This window comes from Amycolatopsis sp. NPDC051128, assembly GCF_040682715.1.
In the GTDB taxonomy this organism is placed as follows: domain Bacteria; phylum Actinomycetota; class Actinomycetes; order Mycobacteriales; family Pseudonocardiaceae; genus Amycolatopsis.
In genome coordinates this window covers 209265-230462 of the sequence record NZ_JBFBBN010000005.1, presented here as the reverse complement: position 1 = coordinate 230462, position 21198 = coordinate 209265, and the positions used below count along the sequence as shown (strand labels likewise).

Sequence of the window (21198 nt, the reverse complement as noted above, 5' to 3'; positions counted from 1 at the left end):
CCTGGGGGCATGCCCGCAACCTACTGGCGGGTAATGGGCCGTTCAAGGACAGGATTCCCGATACTCAGATAAATGAGTCTCGACTACCGCTGTCGGCTCAGACCGTTGACAACGCACTACCGGTACGCGCAGAGGAAGGCGCCGCATCTCCGAACAGACATGGTCGTCGACCATGCGGGCACCGGCTCCCCCTGAGCGATCCTGGCGCGCCCACCGTCGGCGCCTTGGCGTGAAGTGCACCGTCAACTGGTGGGATCGCATCCGGGCGCCGAAGTGCTGCTCGGCGCGGTTGAGCCGCCGGGGCCCGCCACCCGGGTCGGAACGGGCGGCGCGCCATCCCTTCGAGCCGCCGGCTGCGGTCCGCGCCTGTCCCGTGCATTGGGGCGGCGGTGATCGGTGCGGCCGTGGCGAATCACGCCGGTGTCCCCGGATCCGGCAGCAGTACCGCCCGCTCCCGGATCCGGTCCACCAGACCCGCCTGCGAGATGATCGCCTGGCCTTCCAGGTCTGACGGCACGCCGTCCCGTGCGCAGGACACGAAGCGTCTTACCACTGCCGCGAACTGGTCGTCGGGTGGCAGTGTCCGCTCTTCGACCCCGTTCCCGCTCTCGATCCGGATTACCGGGGCGTGGCCGGCCGGTGGCGTGTACGCCCACAACGCCGTGATTCGGCCCTTGTCGCCCGTCAGTTCGTAGCGGGAGCGGTACCCGTGGCGCATGCCGAACGTCACGTGTGCCGTTCGGCCCGCCGGCCCGGCCAGCAAGGCGGACCCGCCGACGTCGACGCGCAGACGGGCGTCGACGTTCAGTGTCGCTCCGGCGACGTCGCTGTCCTCGCCGAGGAAGTCCAGTGCCGTGCGGACCGGGTATACGCCGATGTCCAGCAGCGCGCCTCCGCCGACCTCCGGGTCGTAGCGCATGTCGCCCGGTGCGGGCGCGGGGATCGTGAACTCCGCTGTCAGCGAGCGGACTGTGCCGATGGTCCCCGCGGCCACTGTTTCGCTCACCGCCGCGTGCTGGGAGTGGCAGCGGAACATGAAGTTCTCGAACAGCGTCAGCCCGCGCTCGGCCGCGAGCGCCACCAGGCGTTCCGCGTCCTTCGCCGTGGTTGCCAGGGGTTTCTCGGCGAGTACGTGCAGACCCGCGTCGAGCGCGCGCTCGACCCATTCCGCGTGCAGGGCCGCGGGGAGCGGGATGTACACCGCGTCGAGGTCGTCTCTGGCCAGCAGGCGGTCGTAGCCGGTCACGGCCTCGCCTCCGAACCGGGCGGCGAACCGGGCGGCCTTCGCCGGAGCACGGCTGGCCAGGGCGACCACCGCCACGTCGGGGTCGCCGGCCAAGGCCGGGAGCATCTTGCGCCAGGCGATGCTCGCGCAGCCCAGGACGGCGAAGCGGAGCTGGCTCATTCTCGATCCGTTTCGACGAAGGAAGCGGCCGGTCGGTGCTGGGGTGGCGCCGACCGGCCGCGAGACAGGGTCGCTCAGCTCATCCGAAGGAGATCACTGCTGATGCGACCTCGCTGTAGGAGTCGTTCGCCGCGCCCACGAAACACCCGAGAGGTGGACACCGCGCCGGTGGCGTCGGTGGTCACCGCCTCGCCCGCCGTGCACCGCGAAACGGGACCAGACCGGGAGCGGAAGCCGCCCGGCCTGGTCCGGCGATCACGCCGTCGGCACGGCCTTGATCGGCTTGGCGCCGATGTGCTGCCAGTCCTGCAGCCCCGCCCACTCCTCGAACGTGTGCCAGCCGACGTCGGGGAAGTCGGCGCGGAGGGCGGCGATGTCGGCGGCGAATCCGACGCGGTCGATGTACCGGAACATCGCACTGAGGTCCGGGCCGAGGAACGGCGCGTCCGGCGAAATCGCCGTGTAGCGGACGGGTTCGCCGATGACCAGTTCCAGGATCGCGGCGGCGGACGCGCCGGTCAGGTCGTCGCCGGCGATGTCGAACCGCTCGCCGAGCACGTCGTCCCGATGTTCCACCGCGTGGCGCACAAAGCCCGCGATGTCGGCCACGGCGATCTGCTGCAGCGCTCGCGCCGCGGGCATCGGCGTCGGCAGGAGCCAGCCGTCGTCGGTCCGCCGGAGGCCGAAGAACCGGTTCTCCATGAAGAACGCCGGTGCGACGATCGTGTGCGGCACGCGGTTCTCCCGCAGGTATCGCTCGATCGCCGCCTTGCTGTCGAAGTGCGGGACTCCGGTATCCCGGTCGGCGCTCGCCGCCGAGGTGTAGACGATGTGCCCCACCCCCGCGCGCCGCAGCCCGTCGATCGCGCCGACCCCGGCGGTGATTTCGAAGTCCGTTCCCGCGTCGAAGGAATCCGAGAGCAGGAACGCCGCGTCGGCGCCGTGCGCGGCCTCTTCGATCGACGCGGCGACGGCGAGGTCGCCGTACACCACCTCGGCCCCGAGGCCGGCCAGTTCGGCCGCGGCGGCCGAGTCGGGTTTGCGGGTGAGCGCCCGGACGACGTGCCCGCGCCCGAGCAGTTCCCGGGCGACCGCGCCACCCTGCTGGCCGGTCGCGCCCACCACGAGGACGTCGAGACTCATACCGGAACCTCCTGGGCCACGGGCGACACCCGGCCGGCTCGCCGGGTGCGCAGGCTTCGGCTGAGCCACACCAGGCCCGCCATGCTGTAGACCGCGTCGGCGGGCGCCACCAGGGCTGACGCCGCGACCAGCACCGGGTGCCGCAGGCCCGCGTCCACCAGGGCGCCGATCCGGTCCCGGACCTGCTTCGGCGTACCCGCGACCACCCGGCTCGCGACGAGCTCGTCGGGAGCCGCGCGGATGGCGTCCTCGACCTGGGCCCGGCTGTACCGGTGCGGCAGCAGGTCCATCGCCCCGCGGAAGTCCGGGCCGAGGGGGTGCTCGGCACCGAACGCGCGCCACGCGCTCGCGTCGGCGAGCAGCGCGAGGTACCGCACGGACTTGGCGCGCAGCAGCCGCCGCACGTGCTGCTCGTCCCGGCCGAGCACCACGGTCAGCACCTGCGCCGCGTGGATCGCTTCGGGGTCGCGCCCGGCCCGCTTCGCCGCGCCCTGGACCTCGCGCAACCGCCGCCCGTATTCGTCCGGGTCGACCGGCTCCCACGGGTACCAGCCGTCGGCGTACCGGCCGGTCAGCGCGAGCATCCGCGGGCCGTGCGCGGCCAGCCAGATTTCGGGCCGGCGGCCTTTCGGCGCCCGCAGGTCCAGCACCGCCTGGTCCAACTGGAAGAACTCGCCTGCGAAGTCGAACGGCTCGGTGGCGTCGAAGCACTTCCGGATGATCTGCACCGCCTCGGCCAGCCGGGCCACCGGCCGGTCGTAGGAGACGCCGTAGGGGTCGAGGTTTTCCCGTTCGCCGGCGCCGAGGCCCAGGATCGGCGGCCTGCGCGTCAGGTGCGACAAGGTCAGGAACGTCTGCGCGAGGCTCACCGGGTGGCGACGATGCGGATCGGTCACGCCGACGGCCAGTTGGACGTTGCCCGCCTTGGCCGCCAGGTGCCCGAGGGCCGTGGCGAAGTCGAACGCCTCGTCCGGGGTGGGCGAACCCTTGGCCAGGAACGTGAAGTCGGTGTCCCAGACGGCGCGGGGGAACGGGCTGACCAGGTGGTCGACCGTCCACAGTGAACCCATGCCCGCCAGCTTCGCCAGGTTGAGGTGGCCGGTACCCGCCGCGGCCGGCGCGCTGGTGGCCCAGACGATCCCGGGCGACACGGAGCGGCTCATCGCGGCTTCGCCTCCAGGACCCAGTTGGGCGGCGTCGCGCGGGTCGTGGTGGCCAGCTCGAACCCGCTGTTGTCGAACAACGCCCGCCACTCGGCCTCGGTCCGCTCCCGGCCACCGAGGTTGACGAGCATCTCGATATCCATCAGCTTGCTGAAGTCGAACGTGTTGAGCTCGGGCACGGTGGCCTCGAACAGGATCACGCGCGCGTCCGCGTTGTCGCCGATGCGCCGCCGGATGTTGCCGAGGATCGTGACGCACTCGTCGTCGGTCCAGTCGTGCAGGACGCTCTTCAGGACGTAGGCGTCCGCCACCGGCACGTCGGCGAAGAAATCACCGGGGGAGCGCGTGACCCGGTCCCGCACGCCGTTGCGCTCGAGCACCGGGTCCGCGCCGGCGAGCACCTCGGGCCGGTCGAACAGGATGCCCTTGACCGCCGGGTTGGCGCGCAGCACCGCGGACAGCATGTGACCGTGCCCGCCGCCGATGTCGGCGACGACGCCGAACCGGCCGAAGTCGCCGATCCCGCTCAGTTCGTCGGCGGCCGCTTCGCTGAAGGCCGTCATCGCGCCGTTGAAGACCTCCGCCAGGTGCGGATGCGCCGCGTAGAAGTCGAACGACTGCATGCCGTGCACCTGCTGGAACGCCTGCTTGCCGGTGCGCACCGTGTCCACCATCGAGGCGTAGGACTGCAGGCGGCAGGCGTGGCCGACGTGCCGCGCGAAGTTGCGCAGGCTGCCGGGCGTGTCGCTGCGCAGGCAGTCCGCGTCCGGGGTCAGCTCGAACCGGCCGTCGGGCCGCTCGGCGAACACCCCGAGCGAGGCCGCCGCGCGCAGCACGCGGTACAGCGCGTCCGGGTCGGTCTCGGTGGCCGTGGCGATCTCGGCCACCGTGCGGGGGCCGTCGACTAGGTGGTCGGCGACCCCGATCTCGGCCAGCACGTTGATCGAGTGCGAAAGCCATTGCGCGGTGACGAGCATGATCACGCGCACGCGGGGCGGCAGCACCGCCAGGTTCGGGAAGCCCGTCCCCGCGGTCGGCGGGGCGATCACTTCACTGGTCACGAGGTGTCCTCTCATCGGATGGGCTGGGGTTGGTCAGGACGTCGGCCGGGTCAGCACCGCGGCGGACTGGAAGCCGCCGAAGCCGCTGCCGACGCTCAGCACGACGTCCATGGGGTGTTCGCGGGCGTGCACCGGGACGTAGTCGAGGTCGCACTCGGGGTCCGGGGTGCTCAGGTTGGCGGTCGGCGGGACCACCTGGTGCTCCAGCGCCAGCGCGCAGGCGGCGAGCTCGATCGAGCCGATGGCGCCGAGGGAGTGGCCGACCATGGACTTGATGGAGCTCACCGGCACCGTGCGGGCGTGCTCGCCCAGACTCCGTTTGAACGCCGCGGTTTCGTGCCGGTCGTTCTGCTTGGTGCCCGACCCGTGCGCGTTGATGTAGTCCACTTCGGACGGATCGAGCCGGGCCTGCTCGAGCGCCCGGTCGATCGCTTCCCCCATCTCCCGGCCGTCCGGCCGGAGCCCGGTCATGTGGAAGGCGTTGCTGCGCGCCGCGTACCCGGCGAACTCGGCGTAGATGTGCGCGCCGCGGGCCCGCGCGGCGGACAGCTCTTCGAGGAGCAGGATGGCCGCGCCCTCACCGATGACGAACCCGTCCCGCTCGCGGTCGAACGGCCGGGACGCGTGCCGGGGGTCGGCGTTGTTCGCCGACGTCGCCCGGATCGCGTCGAAGCACGCGACGGTGATCGGCGAGATCGGCGCGTCGGTGGCGCCGGCCAGGACCACGTCGGCCGAACCCTCCCGGATCAGCGCCGCGCCGTGGGCGACGGCGTCGATGCCGGACGTGCAGCCGGTGGAGATGACCGCCGCGGGCCCTTCGGCGTTCGCCGCCCAGGCGACCTCGGTGGCCAGCGTGCTGGGCACCATGAAGCTGTACAGGTGCGGCACGACGTAGTCCTCGTCGACCTCCCAGTTCTTGCCGTGGTCGCTGAGCACCACGTACTCCCGCTCCAGCGCGGTCGTCGCGCCGACGGCACTGCCGACGCTGACGCCGATGCGCTCGGGCGGGATCGCCCCGAAGTCGAGGCCGCTGTCGGCGATCGCCTCCCGGGTGCTCGTGACGACGAACTGGGCGGCCCGGTCCATCCGGCGGACCTCGCGTTCACTCAGCCCGTTCGCCACGGGGGAGAAGTCGACCTGCGCCGAGATCTGCGACCGGAAGCCGCTGGGGTCGAACAGGGTGATGCGGTCGGTGGCGGTTCGCCCGTTCGAAAGCAGGTCCCAGAACTCCTTCTTCCGGATCCCGCCCGGGGCGACGACACCGATGCCGGTGACGGCGACCCGGCGGCCCTGTGCTGGCGGTGCCATGAAGCTTCCTCTCCGAGAACGGTGGTCCTAGGACTCGCCGAACTCGTCGGCGCGGTATTCGGACACGACCTGGTAGATCGCGAACGGCTTGGCGCGGGTGCCGTCCTGGTGGTCCCGCAGCGGGGCGGTCGATGCGCGGTGTTCCGGGCCGCGCTCCCAGGTGTCGAACTCCTCGAGGCTGGCCCACTCGCTGAGCACCGCCAGCTCCGCCGGGTCGTGCGGCGAACGCAGCAGCTCGTTTCCGAGCAGGCCCGGTGTCCCGGCCAGGCTCTCACTGATCCGGTGGTACGCCTGCTCGATCGGCACGCTGTCGGCACCGCGCAGGTAGAGCAGCACGCGCACCCGGCTCATCGGGACGCGCCGGCGGCCTGCAGCGCGTGGACCACCGTCGTCGTCTCCATCGAGCCGCCCGTGCGGAACGGGTGCAGCTTCACCCGGTGCTCCAGGTGGTCGGCGCTGCGTTCGAACTCGCGGAACTCCGGCTCGCTCGTCCAGTCGCTGATGACGAAGTACACCGGCGCGCCGTCCTGCGTGCTGCGCAGCAGCCACTGGCCGAGGTTGGCGGGGTGCCCGGTGATCACGTCGGCGATGTCGAGCCAGGTCTTCTCGAACTCCGGCTCGACCCCCTCCTTGATCTCGAACCGGAGGATCACCCGGAAAGTCTCCCGCGCATCCATCACATGCCCCCGTCGACGGTGATGACCGCGCCGTTGACGAACCCGGCCGCGTCGCTCGCCAGGAAGGCGACGACCGCGCCGACGTCGGCCGGGTCGCCGAGCCGGCCCAGCGGGATCCGCTTGCGGTAGCCCTCCAGGCGCTCTTCGACGGCCGCGCGTTCGTGGTCGGTGGCCCGCTCGGCCATTTCGGTCGCGATGATCCCCGGTGCGACCAGGTTGACGCGCACGCCCTGCGCGCCCAGTTCCTTCGCCAGCGACTTCGTGAGGCCGGTGAGCCCGGCCTTCGCGGCCGTGTAGTGGGCGCGAAGCGGAACGCCGATCTCGGCGACCTTCGAGCCGATGTTGATGATGGTGGAGCCCGGCCGCAGGTGCGTCATCGCCCGCTGCGCCAGCAGGTACGCGGCGGTCAGGTTGGTGTCGAGCACCCGGTTCCAGTCCGCGACCTCGAGCTTGACGAACGGGATGTGGCTGATCGCGCCCGCGTTGTGCACGAGGACGTCGAGCCCGCCGAGGCGCTCGCCGCACACCTCGATCAGCCGGTCGATCTCGGTTTCCTGCGCGATGTCGGCCTGCACCACGTGGTGGCGTCCGTCCCGTTCGGACAGTTCGGCTTCGAGGGCCTTCGCCGCGTCGGTGTCGCTGTGGTAGCAGGTGACGACGTCGGCGCCGCCGTCCGCCATGGCGAGTACCACGCCGCGGCCGATGCCGCGGGTCCCGCCGGTGACGAGAACTCGTTTCCTGGCAAGGGAAATTGCCATGGTCTTCCTCCCTGGGTGATTCGGGTGGGTGAGCCGGGTGGGTCAGTCGGTGGCCGCTTCGACCTTGTCCTTGATCAGCTTCAGCTGGCCGGCGGAGTTGGTGTTCAGCCGGTCCGTCATGCCCGCGTCGTCCAGCGGCGCACCCGGCTTCATCTCGAAGTCCTGGACCCATCGCATGCGGACGCTGCCGCCGAGATCTTCGTACTCCCAGAACAGGGACATGTACTTGAAGACACCGGTGTCGACCCGCTGCGCGCGCACGGTCCGGGTGACCGGGTCGGGGGTCCGCTCGGACACCCAGCTCCAGGTCTTGCCGTTCTCGTCCGGGTGCAGTGAAAGCCGGAACCGCACGGTGTCGCCGCGCTGCTCCAGGATGACGGCTTCGGCATACTCGCTGAACAGTTGCGGCCAGCCGGCGACGTCGTTGGTCATCCGCCACACCCGGTCGAACGGTGCGTCGATCACGATCTCGTTGTCGGTGTGCCCGGCCACGCCTAGACCACCTCCACGAGGTTGCTGTTGACGTAGGCGACCAGGTCGTCGGGACGCAGGAGCAGGGTCGCGGAGTCCTCGGGAAAGGAGATCCCCAGTTCCTGCTTGACGCGCGCCTGGATCTCCAGCATCGCCAGCGAGTCGAAGCCGAGGTCGGTGAACTCGGTGGCGCCGATGTCCCCGCCGAGGTCGACCCCGTCGTCGGCGACGCCCGTGGCGTCCATGATCCGTCTCAGACTGTCCAAAGTGAACACTGCCTGTCTCCCTTCTCGGTCAATCGGTTCCGCACTGGCGTACGACCATCGCGGAGTTGAAGCCGCCGTGGCCGCGGGCGAGCACCAGCGCGATCCGCACCCGCGCCTCCCGCGGTTCGTCCAGCACCAGGTCGAGGTGGTAGTCGGCGCCCGGCCGGCGGACGCCGACGGTCGGCGGGACCACGGAGTCCCGGATCGCCAGCAACGCGAACGCGACGTCGAGCGCCGCGCCGCCCGCGAGGAGCCGGCCGGTCATCGTCTTGGGCGCGGTCACCGGAACGCCTTCCGGCCCGAAGACCGCGGCGATCGCGGCGGCCTCGTCGCGGTCGAGCGCCGGAGTCCCCGCGGCGTCCGCGAAGACGACGTCGACCTCGCCGGGGGTCACCCCCGCGTCCTCCAGCGCCGCCAGCGCCGCGCGGCGGAGACCGGGCGGCCGCGGCGAACCCGGTGGGGGGTCGAAGGTCGCGGCGTACCCGGCGATCTCGCCGTAGTGGTGCGGCGCGCCCCGGTCCACCGCGGCCGCGTGGTCCTCGACGACGGCGATGGCCCCGCCTTCGCCGACGACGTGCCCGCACGCGTCGGCGTCGAACGGCAGGTACGCGCGGTCGGGGTCGGCGCGCGTCGACATCCGCCCCGTGGCGGTCTGCGCGACCAGCCCGTAGGGGCACAGCGAGGCGTCGGTGCCGCCGGTGACGATCACCGGCGTGCCCGCCCGGAGCAGGCGCCGGGCCTGGCCGATGGCGTCGAGCCCGCCGGCCTGCTCGGTGGCGACCACCCCGCACGGACCGCGCATACCGTGCCGGATCGAGACCTGGCCGGTGGTGGCGGCGTAGAACCACGCGATGGACTGGTACGCCCCGACGAACTCGGGGCCCTTCTCCCACAGGCGCTGAATCTCCCGCTGGCCGAACTCGTTCCCGCCGGACGAGCTCGCGGTGACCACCGCCATCTCGTACTCGCCGAGCGCCGCGGGGTCGACGGCCGCGTCGGCGAGCGCGTTCTCGGCGCAGACCAGGCCGTGCTGGGTCCACTTGTCGGTCTGCACGATCAGGCCGCGCGGAACGCGGTCGACGGCGTGGAAGCCGGCCAGCTCCCCGGCCACCGTGACCGAGTACCGGGACGCGTCGAACCCGGAGATCGGCCGGATGCCGGTCTTCCCGGCCAGAGTGGCGGCCCAGCACTCCTCGACGCCCATCCCGTTGGGCGCGAGGACGCCGAGGCCGGTCACCACGGCGGTGGTCACCGGCGCTCCGCGGCCGCCGACGCGACCGGCCCGCCGACGTCCATGCCGGCTTCGGCGGGGTTGGCCGGCGCTTCGGTGTCCACGTGCCCGAGTTCGGGCCGCGGGGCGAGCGGGCACAGGTGGAACACCGCGAACGCGGGTTCGGCGCCGCGGTTCTCCAGCCGGTGGCGCACGTCCTTGGGCACCAGGACGGCCTCGTCCGCGCCCAGTTCGACCGGCTCGTCGTCCAGCGTCAGCACGAGCGCGCCGCGGACGACGTAGAGGTACTCCTCGGAGTACGGGTGGTAGTGCTCCGTCACGGACTCACCCGGCAGCAGCGTGACGCCGCCCATGAACCCGGTGGTCGACCGCACCGTCTTCGGGCTGAGCAGGACCCGCAGGTCACCGCCCCGCCGCCGGTTGGCGGGCACGTCGCCGAGAGCGATCTTCTGCGTCACGTGGCACTCCAGCTGTAGAAGGTCTCGGCCATGGCGTCCTTCGGTTCGCGCCAGCCGGGGTCGTACGGGCTGATGAACTCCGCGAGCCGCTCGTTGATGTCCTTGTAGAGCGGGTGGGACCGGGCCTTGTACAGGTCCCCGGTGATGTCCTCGTCGGCTTCGACGAGGTGGAAGTAGAGCCCGTGGAAGCGGAAGAGGGTCCGGCGGCTCACGCCGATCAGGTGCGGCAGCTCGGACGCGTCCGAATCGGCGAAGATCCGGGCGACGTCCGCGCTGTCGTCCGCACCCATGCGGGCCACGATCAGTGTTCTCTGCACGCGCACCTCCGAAGGTGGTCTCGTTGTCGGACAGGGGTTTCAGACGCGCGCGGGCAGGATTTCGCCCACGGGGGAGTCGTGCATCGCCAGCTGGGACAGGCAGCGCATCGCGAGCCGGCCGACGATGTCCGGGTAGGACTCTTCGGTCGGCCGCAGTGTCCCGCCGGACAGCGCGGCCAGCAGCCGGGTTTCGTGCGCGAAGGCCGTCGCGTCCCGGGCCACCACGCGGGCGACGTCCCGCAGTTCGCCGGTGTGCTGCCACAGTCGCACGACGGACTCGCCATTGCGGTACCAGCGTTCGGCGAGCAGCGCCGGACCGTCCGGGTGCCCGGACTCCGCCCAGATCGGCACCCGGCTCTCCGGCGCGAAGTCCGCGTGGGCGGGACCCGGGTGCCGGAACCGCATCACCGTGATGCGCGCGAGCCGGTCCGGCGTCGTCGACCCGCCGCAGTCGGCCATCAGGCTGTTTTCGAAGTACCGGAGGAAACCCTGCTCGGTCTGGGTGTCCCGCGGCTCGGCGAGGAACGGGCCGAGCCGCTGCTCGGCGAACTTCACCGTGGTCTGCCGGGACATGTGCCGGGCGACGTCGTCGAGTTCGCCCTGGTACTGGATGATCCGGACCATGCTGTCGTCCCCGATGAACAACCCGGTGGCGGGGATCAGGCCGACCTCGTTCCCGTCCGCGTCGTAGACGACCGGCGAGCCGGTCCGCTTGAACCCCGTGGCCGAGAATATCTCGGCGATCTCGGCCTCGGTGTCCGGGCGGATGTTGTAACTGATGGCGGCAAACGACACTTTCCTACCTTTCTGCTCGGTGCACCCGGTCAGCTCAGATTCCGCGTGATGCCGGCCCACACGCTCAGCTCGACGTCGGTCAGCGGCGCGGGCTCCGGCGGGAAACCGGGTGCCGGTTCGCCCGGCGGTTCGGCCGGGGCGGGCAGGACGACGTACATGTTGAAGGCGGCGCCCACCGAGCCCAGTGCCGCCAGGGCGTACCGGCCGAGCGCGCGCAGGCGGCGGCGCGACTGTCCACTATGGGCGAAGCGGCGGTCCGGCATCCGGCCCTCACCTTCCTTTCTGTCCGGCTCGTGCGGCACCCTCAGCCAACCTCGGACCGCTGCGCACGACCACGTGCTTGTGCCTGCAGGAATGCCGGAATTTCCCCGGCTCGGGCGAGGACGACGGCCGCGTCCTTCTCTCCGTCGCCCCGTTCGGTCACCGCGGCGAACCGCCGCGCGGCGTGCGTCAGCAGGTCGGCGTCGAGGCCGTGGTCCCGCGCGGTCTGCTCGGCGAGGCGGAGGTCCTTGGCCATCAGGTCGGTCCGGAACGCCGCCGGCACCAGCCGGTCGTCGCGCACCAGCGCGGCTCGGAAGCTCAGCACCGGCGAGCTGAAACCGCTGCCCGCGATCGCCTCGAGGAGCCGATCGCGGTCGACCCCGCCCGCGGCGCCGATGTCGAGCGCCTCGGCCAGGCCGGCCAGCTGCACGCCGAGCAATGCGTTGAACGCCAGCTTCGCGCTCGCGCCCGACCCGGTGCCGCCGATGTGCCAGGTGTGCTTGCCGATCGCGCCGAGCAGGTCCGCAACCTTGGCGACGTCGGATTCGTCGCCAGCGGCGAGCACGCGCACCTCGCCGGATCTCGCCTGGAGCGGGTTGCCGATCAGGCAGGCCTCCACCCGGGACACCCCGGCTTCGGCGAGCCGTGCCGCGCATTCGCGGGAGAAGTCCGGTGAGACGGTGGAGGCGTCGACGACCACCGTGCCCGGCTTGAGGCCGTGCACGGCGCCGTCGTCGCCGAACAGCACCTCGTCCACGGCCTCCGGCCCGCTGAGGCTGACCAGGACCGTGCCGGCGTCGCCGACGGCGGCCGCGGGCGTCGCCGCGAACCGCGCGCCGCGGGCGGTCAGCGGGCTCGCCTTCGCCTCGGTCCGGTTGAACACCGAGACCGGCCGGCCCGCGTCGAGCAGCCGGTGGGCGAGCCCCGACCCCATCGCGCCGAGACCCAGGCACGCGATCGTGGTGTCCGGTCCGGTCATGACGGCTCCTTGTCGAGAGAGGTGATCCAGGTGGCGTTGAGGGTCCCCAGTGCGGCGACGCTGGCCGCGCCGGTGAACACGGTCTTGCCGTGCCCGCGGAGGGTGACCGACAGGGGCCCGGCGTCGGTGTCGACGACCGTCGTGCCCCAGGCACCCTCCGACCGCTGGAGGGCCGCCGCGGCGGCGCACACGGCCGTGCCGCACGAGCGCATCTCGCCCGTGCCCGGTTCGTACACGCGGGTGCGCAGACGGCCGTCGGCCAGCACGTTGGCCCAGGTGATGTCGAGGTCGGCGCCGGCGAAACCGGCGTCGGCCAGCACGGGCTCGGCCGACAGGTCGAGCGTCTCGACCGGCGTCGTCACGAAGCACACGAGGTGCAGGTTGCCGAGCGAGATGACGCTGCCCGGGTACTCACGGCCACCCAGCCGGACCGACGACGAGCCGAGGAACTCCGGCGGCAGCAGCTCGATCGACGTCGTGCCGCTGTCGTCGATGACGGTCCGCTTCGCGCCGACCTTGGTCCCGATCCACACTTCGCCCGGCGCGATCAGGCCGGCGTCGAGCAGGTAGCGCGCGATCAGCCCGAGCCCCGGCCCGCACATGGGCGCGACCGTGCCGTCCGGGTTGCGGCAGTCCATGAACCACTCGGCGTCGCCGGCCAGTCCCGGATCGGCGAACTCGGTGCGCACCAGGCGGAGCACGCCATCGCCGCCGAGGCCGCGGTACCGGTCGCACAGGCCGCGCACGGCGTTCCCGGTCAGCCGGACGTCGTCGTCGGGATCGATCAGCAGCACGAAGTCGTTGCCGCCGCAGAAGCCCTTCGCGTACCGCGGCCCCCGGTCAACCGCCGGCGGGGACACGGCGCTCCTCGGCGGACGCACGGGCCTCGAGGAAGTCCGTGAGGTCGAACAGCCGCAGCGCGTTTCCGGCGAGGATGTCCTGGGCCTCGGCTTCGCCGATCGGGAGGTCGCGCACGGCCTGGACCTTGTCCTCGAACTTGACCGGGATCGGGGGCGCGTCGGTGCCGAAGACGATGTGCCGGGCCCCGAGCAGGCGCAGGTTCGCCTCGTGCAAGCTGGGGTGGTCGAAGGTGGTGTCGACGTACAGGCGGCGCGCCAGCTCGCTGGGGCGCAGCGACGACGCGGTCCGGTGCAGCTCCGGCACCGGCGCGCCCGCGGCGTCGTCCTCGCCGCGGTTCTGGGTCGTCCGGTCGTCCCAGTGCCGCGGCCGGACCGCCCAGTCGATGCGGTCGGCGAACAGGCTGAAGGCGCCGCCGGAGTTCGCCGAGATGAAGTTGAGCGACGGGTGGCGTTCCAGCCGGCCGGACAGCACGAGGGCGGCGAGCCCGAGAGTCGCGTCGCACGGTCGGCCGAAGATCTCCAGCAGCCCGTAGTTCGCGATGTCCCGGCAGCTCGCGGGCATCGGGCCGGCGTGCAGCAGGATCGGCACGCCGGCCTCTTCGGCCATGGCGAAGAAGTCGTCGGCGCGCGAGGAGTCGAGGTACTCGGCGTCCGCGCTGAAGTTCGCGATGAGCCCGACGAAACCGGGTTCACGCAGGGTTTCCGCCGCGGCGGCGACGCTCTTCTCGTCGCCGAACACGTCGCAGTAGACGTAGGCGCGCAGGTTCCGCCACCACTTCTGAACGGTCTCGCCGAGCCAGTCGTGCAGCGCGCGCAGCTGGTCGAACGGCTGCTGGTAGCCGAACGGCTGCCGGTACCCGGCGAACCGGTCCGCGGGCGCCATGGTCCGCGCGCCGCTCGGGCTGCCGACGATGGTCAGCTCGATGCCGGCGGCCGCCTTGGCCTCGACCATGCCTTCCACGTCGACCAGGCTGCGGGGCATCGGGGCGCGCTCGGCCGCTTCCGCCGAGATGATGTGCCCGTGGACGTCGATGATCATCGCGCGATCGCTCCCGTCGGTTCCTGAGCGGGCTTGCGGAAGTACAGGCAGCGCATCGCGGTGTCCGCGAAGAACGTCCGGAACCCCTCGGGGGTGCTGAGGTCGGCGGGCTTCTCGAGGTACTGCTGCAGCGCGCGGTCGATCTCCGCGTGCGTCGACTCCATGGACTTCTGGCGCAGCAGTTCGGGCAGCGGGCCTTCGAACTCCATCACGCGCACGACGAGGTTGTCGCGCACGAAAACGGCGGTCGCCAGCATGCGGCCGACCACGTTTCCGGTTTCGTCGGCTATTTCGAGCGAGTCCGGCGGGGGATAGCGGAGGAGCAAGTTCTCGACTTCGCTCCTGCATTCCCGGCGAAACGTCCAGGCTATCGCCGCAACCTGCGTCATCTGATCACCTCTTGGAGTTCCCGCGAGTTCTCGCAGCGGATCGGATCCGTGCCCCACTCAGGCAAGGATGGGCACGGCGCATCCGGCTGGCCAGGCAATCAGGGCAACTGCCGCCGAAACTGCCGATCGGCGCCACTACTTCCGCCAGAACCACATGGCCGGGCTCTCCACCTGGTGTTTAGCTTTGGCGCGTGACGGCATCGAAAGACGAGGCGAGCACTGCCGACGACTTTCGTCGAGCGGCAGTCGGGCAAATGGCGAACGACGGCGTGCATCGCACCTTGCACGAATTGTGGGAGCACGCGGTGCGGCGGCACCGGCACCGCACCGCGCTGATCGCCGGCGGCGAAGTCCTTTCCTACGACGAGGTGAACACCCGGGCGAACCGGCTGGCGCGGCTTCTGGCCGACCACGGTGCGGGACCCGAACGCGTGGTGGCGCTGGCGATGCCGCGGTCGGCGGCGATGGTGACGAGTGTGCTGGCCGTGGCGAAGGCCGGGGCGGCCTTCCTGCCCGCTGACGTCGCGTACCCGGCCGAGCGGGTCGCGCACATGCTGGCCGACGCCGCGCCGGTGGTGGTGTGCACGACGCGCGCCGGAGCCGGGGTACTGCCCGAGACCGGTGTGCCGGTGGTGGTCCTCGACAACGAGGGCCCGGCCGAAGCGCTGGAGAAGCGCGCCGGCACGGACCTGACCGACGGCGAGCGCACCGGCGGGGTCTCCGCGGCGAATCTGGCCTACGTCATCTACACCTCCGGCTCGACGGGCCGGCCCAAGGGGGTCGCGGTGACCCACGCCGGGTTGGCCGGGCTGGCGAGCGCGAAGGTCGCGGCGATGCGGGTCACCGAGGACAGCCGGGTCCTGCAGTTCGCGTCCCCGAGCTTCGACGCGTTCCTGACCGAGCTGCTGGCGGCGCTCACGGCCGGGGCCGCGCTGGTCGTGCCGTCGGCGCCGACGCTGGCCGGCGAGGTGCTCAAGGCGGTGCTGCTGGACGGGCGCGTCACGCACGCGGTCCTGCCGCCGACCGCGGTCGCGACGCTGGCGCCGGAGGACTTCCCCGAGCTGCGGACGCTCGTCGTCGCCGGGGAGGCGTGCCCTCCGGACCTCGTCGTGCGGTGGGCGCCGCACCTGCGGCTGCTCAACGCCTACGGGCCGACCGAGGGCACGGTATGCGCGACCATGACCGGGCCGCTCTCGCCGGGCGAGCCGGTGACCATCGGCACCCCGATCGCCGGGGTCTCGGTGTACGTCCTCGACGGCGAGCTGCGGCCGGTGCCGGCCGGCGAGATCGGCGAGCTATACCTCAGCGGCGCGGGGCTGGCGCGGGGCTACCTCGGCCGGCCGGCGCTGACCGCCGAGCGGTTCGTCGCCGACCCGTTCTCGACGGCGGGCGCTCGCATGTACCGCACCGGCGACCTCGGCTCGCGCCGCGCGGACGGTGCCATCGTGTTCCACGGCCGCGTCGACGACCAGGTCAAGCTCCGCGGGTTCCGCATCGAGCTCGGCGAGGTCGAAGCGGTGCTCACCCGGCACCCCGCGGTGGCCCAGGCCGCCGCGGTGGTCCGGGACGACGAGGCCGGCGGCCGGCAGCTGGTCGTGCACGTGGTCCCGGCGAACGGGAGCGCGCCCGCACCGGACGAGCTGCGCGCGCACGCGATGAAGTACCTGCCCGACCACATGATCCCGGCCGCCTACCCGGCGCTGGCGGCGATGCCGCTGTCGCCGAACGGGAAGGTCGACCGGACCGCGCTCCTCGAGCGGGAAGTCCGGCCGCGCTCGAGCGGCCGGCCGCCGGAGACCTCCGCCGAGAAGGCGATCTACTCGATCTTCCGCGAGCTGTTCGAGGGCGCGCCGATCGACGTCGGCAGCAACTTCTTCGAACTCGGCGGGACAAGCATCCTCGCCATCGACGTGATCCTGCGCGCGCAGGAGGCCGGCCTGGAGCTCTCGCCGCGCAGCGTCATCGACAACCCGACCATCGAAGCGCTGGCCGCCGCCGCCCGGAGGGAAGCATGACGATTCGACCGATCGCCGACCCCGGCGCCCTCGAAGACCTCGACCTGGCCTCGCCGACGCTGCACGCCGAGTACGAACTGGGCGAGGTGTGGCGGCACCTGCGCGCCCACCGCCCGGTCCACTGGCAGCCGCCGCGCGGGGCGCAACGCGGGTTCTGGGTGATCACCCGGTACGCCGACGTCAACCAGGTGTACCAGGACAAGGCGCACTTCGGGACCGAGAACGGCAACGCGCTGGCCACGCTGCTGCACGGCGGGGACTCGGCGTCGGGGTCGATGCTGGCGGTGACCGACGGCGAGCGCCACGACAAGGTCCGCGGCGTGCTGAAGAAGGGCTTTTCCAAGCGGATGCTCGACCTCATCGGGCATTCGCTGCAGGAGACCGTGGACGGCCTGCTGCGAAGCGCCCTCGAAAAGGGGGAGTGCGACGCGGCCCGGGACGTGTCGTCCAACGTCCCGCTCGGGGCGATCTGCGACCTGCTGGAGATCCCCGACGACGACCGCAAGTACCTGCTCGACCTGACCGCGCACGCGTGGAGCTCGGACTACGCCGACGAGCCGCCCGAGGAGAGCTGGGTCGCCAAGAACGAGATCCTGCTGTACTTCAGCCGGCTGGCCAAGGCCCGCCGTGGCGCGACCGGCGACGACATGGTCACGCTGCTCGCCAACTGCCACATCGACGGGATGCCGCTCAACCAGGCCGAACTCATGGCGAACTGCTACGGCCTGATGATCGGCGGCGACGAGACCGGCCGGCACGCGATCACCGGCACGATCCTGGCCCTGATCGAAAACCCCGGCCAGTGGCGGGCGCTCAAGAACGGCGACGTCGACCTGGCCACCGCGACCGAGGAAGCCCTGCGCTGGACGGTGCCGTCCCTGCACGGCGGCCGGACGGCGACCGCGGACGTCGTGGTCGGCGGCCGGGAGATCAAGGCCGGGGACGTGGTCAGCGTGTGGATCTCGTCGGCCAACCGCGACGGAACCGTGTTCGCCGACCCGGACCGGTTCGACCTCGCCCGGACCCCGAACCACCACTTCACCTTCGCGTACGGGTCGCACTACTGCCTCGGGCACTACCTGGGGCGGATGGAGGTCCGCGCGGTGCTCGACGGGCTACGCCGGCTGGTGTCCGAAGTGGAGCAGACCGGCGAAGAGAAGTGGATCTACTCCAGCATCCTGCACGGGATGAGCTCCCTGCCGGTCAAGTTCACCGCATGAGCGAGCTTGCGAGCGAATCATTCAACACTGCGCCGGCCGCTCAGGCCGCGCCGAGCGTCAGCGAGGTGTGCGCATGAGCGCTCCGGAGTGCGCCGGGGCCGCCGCGGCGGTGGCCGTCGTCACCGGCGCGGCGCGCGGCATCGGCGCTGTCACCGCGGAACTGCTCGCGGCCCGCGGTGTTTCGGTCGTCGCCGTCGACCGCGACGAGGGCGAGCTCGCCGCCACGGTGGCCGCGCTCGGCGGCACCGGCACGGGCATCGGCTGCGACGTCACCTCGGCCGATCAGGTGACGAGCATGGTGCGCCGGGTGGTGGGGGAGTTCGGGCACGTCGACGTCCTGGTGAACTGCGCCGGCGTCACCCGCGACCGGCTGCTGCTCACGATGACCGACGACGAGTGGGACGCCGCGGTCGACGTCAACCTCGGCGGCACGATCCGCTGCTCGCGCGTCGTCGGCGAGCACATGAAGCGGCGGCGCTCCGGGCACATCGTCAACTTCAGCTCCGTCGCCGCCGACGGCAACGCGGGCCAGGCGAACTACGCGACCGCGAAGGCCGCCATCACCGGCTTCACCCGGGCGCTCGCCGCGGAGTTCGGCCCGTTCGGCGTCACCGTCAACGCCGTCGCGCCGGGCTTCGTCGCGACGGCGATGGTGGACGACCTGGCCGACCGCCTCGACGTCGACCGGCAGGCGTTTCTCGACCGGGTGGGGGCGGCGACCGCGCTGGGCCGCGTCGCCTCGGCCACGGACATCGCCGGCGTCGTGGCGTTCCTCGCCGGCCCGCGGTCGGGCTACGTCACCGGGCAGACCGTCTACGCGACGGGCGGTGACCGGTGATCGCCGGGCTCGGGTAGCCGGCCGGCGACGTGGTCGCGCAGCCGGTCGAGCAGGTCGACCAGCGTGGCGCGTTCGGCGTCGCTGAGGATGCCGAACGTCAGCTCCGCGTGGGCGTCGTGCAACGCCTTGATCTCGCCCAGGTGCTCGTGGCCCTTGGCGGTGATCTCGAGCCGGGTCGAGCGGCGGTCGCCCGGATCGTCACACCGCTTGAGCAGGCCTTCGTCCTCCAGACCGTCCACAAGGGACGTGATCGACCTGCCGGTGACGCCGAGCCGGTCCTTGAGCTCCCCCATCCGCGGGGCACCGGCCTCGTCGACGGCGAGCATCAGCAACACCCGCGATGTGGACCAGCCCCGCTGCTGGTAGGGCTGCCCGGCGAACCGCCGCAGCGCGTGCGTGGTGCGCATGAGCGCGTCACCCAGCTGTGCCCCGGTCGGCGGGGCCGCCGGTGGTTTGTCGCTTGACACCCTCCGAGCATACCGGTAATCCTGACAAGCGCAAATAACTCAGTCCGGATTGAAACTAATTTCAGGAGTGCGTGCATGGAAGCAACGGGGACGAGCACGGGCCCGCCGGGGACCGTCCCTCCGGTGAAGAAGAAGATGTGGTTCAGCCGCAACTACAAGTTGCAGATGGCCGGCGCGATCATCTCGGCACTGGGCACGTCCGCCGCGCCGGTCGCGATGGCGTTCGCGATCCTCGACACGGGCGGCTCGGGCACCGCGGTCGGCCTGGTGTCCGCGGCGGGCACGGTGCCCGCGGTGCTGTTCTTCGTGATCGGCGGGGTGGTGGCCGACCGGCTGCCGCGCCACCTGGTCATCGTCGCCACGAACGTGCTCAGCACGGTCGCGCAGGGGCTGTTCGCGCTGGTGGTGTTCCTGGACTCGATCAAGCTCTGGGAGCTGATCGCCTTCTCGGCCGCGAACGGGCTCGCGATGGCCTTCCGCATGCCGGCCACCGAAGGCCTGCTGATGCGCAGCGTCGACCGGGAGAACGCCAGCAAGGCGTTCGCCATCTTCCGGACCGGCCTCAACGGCGCCCAGGTCGCCGGGGCCGCGCTCGGCGGTGTGCTGGTGGCCGCCGTCGGTCCCGGCTGGGTGCTCGCGATCGACGCGGCCACGTTCGCCTTGACGTCGTTGCTCGCCTTCGCGATGCAGGCCGAGGGGAAGCTGCGCAAGCGGGAAGGCATGATCACCGAGCTGCGCGAAGGCTGGACGGAGTTCTCCAACCGGAAGTGGCTGTGGAGCGTGACCGTGCAGTTCGGCGTGGTCAACGCTCTCGGTGTCGGGGCGTTCACCGTGCTCGGCGCGGTGGCCTCCGATCGTCAGCTCAACGGCGCGAGCGACTGGGGTTTCATCCTTTCGTGCGACGCGGTCGGCATGATCCTCGGCGGGTTGCTGATGGTGCGGCTGCGGCCGCAGCGGCTGCTCGTCTCCGGCGTCAGCGGCGCCGTGCTGCTCGCGTTGCCGCTGGCGGCGTTCGCGGCCGGCGCGCCGCTGCTGGTGATCTGCGCGGCCTCGCTGCTCGGCGGTGTCGGTGTGGAGATCTTCACCGTCAACTGGATGACCACGCTGCGGCAGGAGATCCCGCACGAGAAGTTCTCGCGCATCGCCGCGTACGAGGCGCTCTGCTCGTTCGGGCTCACCCCGCTGGGTGCGGCCGCCGCGGGCCCGGCCGCGGACCGGCTCGGTCTCGGCCGGACGCTGTGGTTCGCGAGCGGGGCCATCGTCGTCACCACCGCCATGGTCCTCGCCTCGGCCGAGGTGCGGAAGATCAAGCGCGCCCCGGACGACGGAACCCGTGGGCCCGGCGGGCCGTTCGGTGGTCCCGGTGGTCCGGGCGGGCCTGGCGGTCCGGGTGGACCCGGCGGTCCTGGTGGGCCGCCCGGGCCCCGCTGACCGCCGCGCCGCCCGGTGCCGATCCCCGCGGCACCGGGCAGCGCGCGGTTCCGGCTCGAGAGCATTCCGGTGCACCAGTCGCAACCCGGATAGCTTTACTTTCGTCTATCCGGATTGCGTGTAGCCTGGGCGCGTGTCGAGCGAAAAGACGCCGGGGTCTTCCCGGCCGGAGGGGCCGCCGACCGGGGCGCAGCTGGCCGATGCGTTGATGCGCACCACGCACGCGCTGCGGCGGTTCGCCGGGCAGCCCTACCAGCAGCGGGGCTGGTCCACATCGCGGGTGTTGCTGATGCTCGCCGTCGACGAGGCCGGCGCCCCGCGGATGGGGGAGCTCAAGGACCGGCTCGGCGTCACCGGCAGGTCGATCACGTCCCTTGTGGACGGTCTGGAGGACGAAGGCCTGCTCAAGCGGTGTGACGATCCGGGCGACCGCCGCTCGACCCGGCTCGAGATCACCGCCAAGGGCCACGAGCACCTGGGCGAGATCAAGGCGTTGCACGACGCCCACGCGGAGCTGACGTTCGGCATCCTCAGCGACGCCGAACGCGCCACGCTGGTCGACCTGCTCGACCGGCTGCGCGACCACGTCGCCGGCCGGCTACCCGAACCCGACCGGTGAAAACCGACAATTCCCGACCGGCAGAAA

25 protein-coding genes are annotated in these 21198 nt (G+C 71.7%); 5 read left to right on the top strand and 20 right to left on the bottom strand.

What is annotated here, in order from left to right; genetic code table 11:
• Positions 1-412 precede the first annotated feature (412 nt).
• The 19 genes from AB0M82_RS08635 to AB0M82_RS08545 form a co-directional block, all read right to left on the bottom strand.
• Positions 413-1405, bottom strand: coding sequence for a Gfo/Idh/MocA family oxidoreductase (locus AB0M82_RS08635; RefSeq protein ID WP_364718822.1), 993 nt, complete (start codon positions 1403-1405; stop codon positions 413-415).
• Positions 1406-1660: 255 nt separating this feature from the next.
• Positions 1661-2548 carry an NmrA/HSCARG family protein gene (locus tag AB0M82_RS08630; RefSeq protein ID WP_364718821.1) on the bottom strand — a complete coding sequence of 296 codons (888 nt, stop codon included), beginning with the start codon at positions 2546-2548 and terminating at the stop codon, positions 1661-1663.
• The gene (locus AB0M82_RS08625; RefSeq protein WP_364718819.1) at positions 2545-3711 is read right to left on the bottom strand and encodes an LLM class flavin-dependent oxidoreductase; all 1167 of its coding nucleotides are present in this window, start codon (positions 3709-3711) and stop codon (positions 2545-2547) included. The genes AB0M82_RS08630 and AB0M82_RS08625 overlap by 4 nt, the downstream gene beginning before the upstream one ends.
• Positions 3708-4772, bottom strand: coding sequence for a methyltransferase (locus tag AB0M82_RS08620; RefSeq protein ID WP_364718817.1), 1065 nt, complete (start codon positions 4770-4772; stop codon positions 3708-3710). The genes AB0M82_RS08625 and AB0M82_RS08620 overlap by 4 nt, the downstream gene beginning before the upstream one ends.
• A 33-nt stretch (positions 4773-4805) precedes the next feature.
• On the bottom strand, positions 4806-6080 hold the full coding sequence (locus tag AB0M82_RS08615; protein WP_364718816.1) for a beta-ketoacyl-[acyl-carrier-protein] synthase family protein: 1275 nt from the start codon (positions 6078-6080) through the stop codon (positions 4806-4808).
• Positions 6081-6107: 27 nt separating this feature from the next.
• Positions 6108-6431, bottom strand: a complete 324-nt coding sequence (locus AB0M82_RS08610; RefSeq protein ID WP_364718814.1) for an antibiotic biosynthesis monooxygenase — start codon at positions 6429-6431, stop codon at positions 6108-6110.
• On the bottom strand, positions 6428-6733 hold the full coding sequence (locus AB0M82_RS08605) for an antibiotic biosynthesis monooxygenase (RefSeq protein ID WP_364718813.1): 306 nt from the start codon (positions 6731-6733) through the stop codon (positions 6428-6430). The genes AB0M82_RS08610 and AB0M82_RS08605 overlap by 4 nt, the downstream gene beginning before the upstream one ends.
• A gap of 23 nt (positions 6734-6756) precedes the next feature.
• The gene (fabG, locus tag AB0M82_RS08600) at positions 6757-7515 is read right to left on the bottom strand and encodes a 3-oxoacyl-ACP reductase FabG (protein ID WP_364718812.1); all 759 of its coding nucleotides are present in this window, start codon (positions 7513-7515) and stop codon (positions 6757-6759) included.
• 42 nt (positions 7516-7557) lie between these two features.
• On the bottom strand, positions 7558-8007 hold the full coding sequence (locus AB0M82_RS08595; protein ID WP_364718811.1) for an SRPBCC family protein: 450 nt from the start codon (positions 8005-8007) through the stop codon (positions 7558-7560).
• 2 nt (positions 8008-8009) lie between these two features.
• Positions 8010-8231: an acyl carrier protein gene (locus tag AB0M82_RS08590; protein ID WP_364718809.1), complete on the bottom strand. Its 222-nt coding sequence runs from the start codon at positions 8229-8231 to the stop codon at positions 8010-8012.
• A 49-nt stretch (positions 8232-8280) separates the two neighbouring features.
• Positions 8281-9504 carry a ketosynthase chain-length factor gene (locus AB0M82_RS08585; RefSeq protein WP_364718808.1) on the bottom strand — a complete coding sequence of 408 codons (1224 nt, stop codon included), beginning with the start codon at positions 9502-9504 and terminating at the stop codon, positions 8281-8283.
• Positions 9501-9941 carry a cupin domain-containing protein gene (locus AB0M82_RS08580; protein WP_364718807.1) on the bottom strand — a complete coding sequence of 147 codons (441 nt, stop codon included), beginning with the start codon at positions 9939-9941 and terminating at the stop codon, positions 9501-9503. Before AB0M82_RS08580 ends, AB0M82_RS08585 begins: the two co-directional genes overlap by 4 nt.
• The gene (locus AB0M82_RS08575) at positions 9938-10258 is read right to left on the bottom strand and encodes a TcmI family type II polyketide cyclase (protein ID WP_364718806.1); all 321 of its coding nucleotides are present in this window, start codon (positions 10256-10258) and stop codon (positions 9938-9940) included. Before AB0M82_RS08575 ends, AB0M82_RS08580 begins: the two co-directional genes overlap by 4 nt.
• Positions 10259-10297: 39 nt before the next feature.
• Positions 10298-11053, bottom strand: a complete 756-nt coding sequence (locus AB0M82_RS08570) for a SchA/CurD-like domain-containing protein (RefSeq protein ID WP_364718805.1) — start codon at positions 11051-11053, stop codon at positions 10298-10300.
• Between the two features lie 29 nt (positions 11054-11082).
• Positions 11083-11316, bottom strand: coding sequence for a hypothetical protein (locus AB0M82_RS08565; protein ID WP_364718804.1), 234 nt, complete (start codon positions 11314-11316; stop codon positions 11083-11085).
• Between the two features lie 41 nt (positions 11317-11357).
• Positions 11358-12293, bottom strand: a complete 936-nt coding sequence (locus tag AB0M82_RS08560; RefSeq protein WP_364718802.1) for an NAD(P)-dependent oxidoreductase — start codon at positions 12291-12293, stop codon at positions 11358-11360.
• Positions 12290-13153: a diaminopimelate epimerase gene (locus AB0M82_RS08555; protein ID WP_364718801.1), complete on the bottom strand. Its 864-nt coding sequence runs from the start codon at positions 13151-13153 to the stop codon at positions 12290-12292. Before AB0M82_RS08555 ends, AB0M82_RS08560 begins: the two co-directional genes overlap by 4 nt.
• Positions 13134-14192 (bottom strand): amidohydrolase family protein, encoded by a 1059-nt coding sequence (locus AB0M82_RS08550; RefSeq protein WP_364718800.1) that lies wholly within the window; start codon positions 14190-14192, stop codon positions 13134-13136. Before AB0M82_RS08550 ends, AB0M82_RS08555 begins: the two co-directional genes overlap by 20 nt.
• Positions 14189-14581 carry a SchA/CurD-like domain-containing protein gene (locus AB0M82_RS08545; protein WP_364718799.1) on the bottom strand — a complete coding sequence of 131 codons (393 nt, stop codon included), beginning with the start codon at positions 14579-14581 and terminating at the stop codon, positions 14189-14191. Before AB0M82_RS08545 ends, AB0M82_RS08550 begins: the two co-directional genes overlap by 4 nt.
• 254 nt (positions 14582-14835) lie before the next feature.
• Here AB0M82_RS08545 and AB0M82_RS08540 point away from each other — a divergent pair, with 254 nt between their 5' ends.
• The 3 genes from AB0M82_RS08540 (at position 14836) to AB0M82_RS08530 (ending at position 18654) form a co-directional block, all read left to right on the top strand.
• On the top strand, positions 14836-16596 hold the full coding sequence (locus AB0M82_RS08540) for a non-ribosomal peptide synthetase (protein ID WP_364718798.1): 1761 nt from the start codon (positions 14836-14838) through the stop codon (positions 16594-16596).
• Positions 16593-17816: a cytochrome P450 gene (locus AB0M82_RS08535; RefSeq protein WP_364718797.1), complete on the top strand. Its 1224-nt coding sequence runs from the start codon at positions 16593-16595 to the stop codon at positions 17814-17816. The genes AB0M82_RS08540 and AB0M82_RS08535 overlap by 4 nt, the downstream gene beginning before the upstream one ends.
• A gap of 73 nt (positions 17817-17889) precedes the next feature.
• On the top strand, positions 17890-18654 hold the full coding sequence (locus tag AB0M82_RS08530; protein WP_364718795.1) for an SDR family oxidoreductase: 765 nt from the start codon (positions 17890-17892) through the stop codon (positions 18652-18654).
• Here AB0M82_RS08530 and AB0M82_RS08525 read toward each other — a convergent pair.
• The gene (locus tag AB0M82_RS08525) at positions 18630-19121 is read right to left on the bottom strand and encodes a MarR family winged helix-turn-helix transcriptional regulator (protein WP_364718793.1); all 492 of its coding nucleotides are present in this window, start codon (positions 19119-19121) and stop codon (positions 18630-18632) included. The two genes, AB0M82_RS08530 and AB0M82_RS08525, sit on opposite strands and share 25 nt — an antisense overlap.
• A gap of 123 nt (positions 19122-19244) precedes the next feature.
• Here AB0M82_RS08525 and AB0M82_RS08520 point away from each other — a divergent pair, with 123 nt between their 5' ends.
• Together AB0M82_RS08520 and AB0M82_RS08515 are read left to right on the top strand one after the other, a co-directional pair.
• A complete protein-coding gene (locus AB0M82_RS08520; protein WP_364718792.1) occupies positions 19245-20552 on the top strand; it encodes an MFS transporter in 1308 nt (435 codons plus the stop codon).
• A gap of 133 nt (positions 20553-20685) precedes the next feature.
• Positions 20686-21171 (top strand): MarR family transcriptional regulator, encoded by a 486-nt coding sequence (locus tag AB0M82_RS08515; protein ID WP_364718791.1) that lies wholly within the window; start codon positions 20686-20688, stop codon positions 21169-21171.
• The last annotated feature ends 27 nt before the right edge of the window (positions 21172-21198 follow it).